The organism is Persicitalea sp., assembly GCF_041751555.1.
Taxonomy (GTDB): Bacteria; Bacteroidota; Bacteroidia; order Cytophagales; family Spirosomataceae; genus Persicitalea.
In genome coordinates, this window is sequence record NZ_JBGSXF010000164.1 from 1 (window position 1) to 3,008 (window position 3,008).

Consider the following 3,008-nt stretch of genomic DNA (forward strand, 5'->3'; position numbering starts at 1 on the left):
ATAACGGCTATTATATTAACGGAAACAAACGACTGCGGGAAATAGATCGTCGCCTGCGTTTCCTGTCCAAACGGCTGGATAGCGCAGAAGTGATCGATCCGGCCGCGCCCCGTGAAAACAGCTACCGTGTCTTTTTGGGAGCAACGGTACGTTTTGCCAATCGCATCGGTGAAGAAAAAACGGTTGCCGTTACCCCGGGTCGCTCCTGATCCAGCAGCCAGCGATATTCACTTGCTAAACGGGCGTATCCACCGGGTGTCATGTAATTCTTGCCACCTGGCGGCAGCGGAGATAATGTCACATCATCATCGCCGTCATCCGGCTGATCGGATTCCCTGACAAATGCCTTGTTCATGGCTGAATGATCTGGTTGAGACGCTTACAAACCCGCACAAACAATCTGCCGTTAAGTCTGCCGCAGATGAGAGCTGGCACAACGTCCCCGCCGTCGAATGATTCAGGCTGATGGCAAAGGATATAGCTCATCTGAGTAATGTTAGGCGCTTTACCGACAGCGACAGCGACAGCGACAGTGAAGGGATGATCGGCATTATTATAGTCAGAGGTTGTCATGAGTAGGCTAATAACAAAAAATGTATCATTGCACGCAAACGGGGATGGCACCAAGAAAGGATGAATATCGCGTATTTCACAATCAGCCCGTGGATTGTAGTCTATCCAGAATCCTCCTTGGCTAAAGATAATCTGGACAGTTTAGGGCGCTTCTAAAAATTCAGAGTTCTAAACAAGGCCAGGAGGCTGTCCGAGAATAGCGATCGTAGCGAGGGCGAGAGCTGGTTAGGCAGGATTTTTCGATCATTCGAGGCGAATAGTTGTTCTATTTAGGAACCTAGAAAAAATAACTTGAACACTTTGTATTAATTTCATGGTGTCCTGGGCATAATTTTGTAATTCCATTCACCATGAAAAGCATCACACTTTATGGTCACTTCGGCTAATTCTTGATCTGAAACTTTGATACCTGCCTCGTAGAGGTTTTCATCTAGTTTTGCCTGAATTTTCAGTCCCTCCACCGTGGTCGTATTACCAATTAGGTTCACGACAACTTCTCGACTCAGCAAGGGGCGTCCACGCCAATTTTGGGTAATATGACAAAACATGCGGTGTTCAATTTTATTCCATTTACTGGTTCCCGGCGGAAAGTGACACACCTGAATGGTCAGCCCAATCTCATCTGCAAGCTTCTGTAATTGCAAGCGCCACAAGCGAACTCGATAGCCGTTGCTACCTCCGCAGTCCGCCGTAATCAGTAGGTTTTTCGCGCTGGCGTATAACGGCTTGCCCATTTCCTGCCACCAGCGGCGTATGCTTTCAATGGCAAATTCGGCGGTATCATGGTCTATCCCGGCACTCACCCAGCCTTGATTAGCGATCAGGTCATAAACGCCATAAGGCGCCATCTTGCCTAACTCGGCATCAATGAAATCATAAACTCGAACCTCCTCTGGTTTTCCCTTGAGCTTCCATTCTTGACCGCCATTCTTGAAATCGCCGATCAACTCCTTCTTCTTGGTATCAACCGAGATCACTGGATCGCCAACCGTTTGATAGGAGGCCACTTGATGGGCAATATGTTGAAATTGCGCATCCCGGTCGGGATGCTTTCCGCCTTCGTGCGTTTTACGTGTCGATTGCAGGCTATACCCAGTTCTGTCAAGAGGTCGCACACGGTTCTCTGGCTTACTTTGTGGCCTTGCTTTTCCAGTTCTTTTGCCAATCGGGGCGTACTTTTGCAGGTCCAACGCAAGAGCGACATCGGGTCTCCGCGAGAATCTATATCCACCAGTTTTTCCAAGTCTTGAGGAAGGCTTGGATCCTTGTCAACAAGTCTTTTCCGTCCGCCGCCGGGATTACGAACACGGGACTTAGGCACGCTCGGGTTAACCGGCGCCAATTCCAGACTATCCAGTTCACTCAATCCCGCGTAAATCGTCGCACGAGAAATTCCTATGGCTTTAGCTACAGTACTCACGCCCCCTCGACCTAGAGATTGCGCTTCCACGGCAGCCCATAACCGTAGCGTCGCTTCATCTAACCGCTCTGAAAGAACTTTATATTTATTGGTAATCAGTGCTACATTATCCATGCGCCAACGATAGTCGGCTTTGCACAAATGTTCAAGTTATTTTTTCTAGGCTACTTAGTCAATTTTCGTTATAGTGTAAATAATCTTCCCTAAAGAAAACCCATTTTTTGATCACCTGAACTCTAGGTTTGTCAAACTGTTATCCAATAACTGATTAAAGCTGATTCCCAAATGGGCGCATAAAAACGCCAAGTGGCGCAGAATCTTGCTTAGATTATGGCTGCTAAGCACAGCAGGGCGATTATGGCATCGCCGGTAAAAGTCCCTTTTAGGAAATTTTTCCTCAGCTGCCCGTCGTGCCTGAACACTAATTCTATTTCATTGCGGCGCTTTAGCTAGAACGACAGCTTAAGGAATAGTCGCCGGGCGACTATTCCTGTGTCAACCATTACCCTGCCAGCCGAACACGTTCAGAACGTAATGCTCATAGTTTTCGGGGTTCCGTCGCGCCCTGATCGGTTTTTGACGGGCGATGTTGCGTGCCGCCTGCGCACCGTATTTATTCCCCGAATTGTCCTTATGGTCAATGAACCATTGGTGGAACAACTCGTGGACGATGATCCCGGGGCGCACGACTGCGCGCTGCGCAAACCAGGCCGGAAACAGGACAAACGTTTTGGGCGAGAACGGCCCACCGTAATTATGCCCGTTAACGGCCGTGTCCTTTTGCTCTTTCAGCCGAATTCGCAGTCGCTTGTTGGCCAGAAAATTGTGAACGCGCCGAATCCGGCGGCGGGTAAGCCTGATCTGATGGATTGATAGTCTTCCAGTGCCGAACCACGTACTCAGCACCGGATCATTCGTCCAGAATTTCACTCGATTTCTCCGCTTCATGTCCCACACGCGATCAAGATGTAGAAAACCGGCTCGCGCCAGAAGATCGGCATCTTTGACCGCCGCG

The 3,008-nt window shown here is 49.2% G+C and carries 3 protein-coding genes and 1 pseudogene; 1 reads left to right on the plus strand and 3 read right to left on the minus strand.

Annotated features, from left to right (window positions below):
* Positions 1–209, plus strand: a pseudogene (locus tag ACEW8P_RS05660) (hypothetical protein); the annotation flags it as partial.
* A gap of 142 nt (positions 210–351) precedes the next feature.
* Here ACEW8P_RS05660 and ACEW8P_RS05665 read toward each other — a convergent pair.
* From ACEW8P_RS05665 to ACEW8P_RS05675, 3 genes are all read right to left on the minus strand, one after another.
* Positions 352–705: a type II toxin-antitoxin system PemK/MazF family toxin gene (locus ACEW8P_RS05665; RefSeq protein WP_373512134.1), complete on the minus strand. Its 354-nt coding sequence runs from the start codon at positions 703–705 to the stop codon at positions 352–354.
* A gap of 179 nt (positions 706–884) precedes the next feature.
* A protein-coding gene (locus ACEW8P_RS05670) for an ISAzo13 family transposase (protein ID WP_373512135.1) occupies positions 885–2,107 on the minus strand; the annotation gives its coding sequence in 2 pieces (ribosomal slippage) (positions 885–1,672 and positions 1,672–2,107; 1,224 coding nt in all).
* A gap of 381 nt (positions 2,108–2,488) precedes the next feature.
* Positions 2,489–3,008, minus strand: a 520-nt coding sequence (locus ACEW8P_RS05675; protein WP_373512133.1) for a M35 family metallo-endopeptidase, incomplete at its 5' end; no start/stop codon positions are given.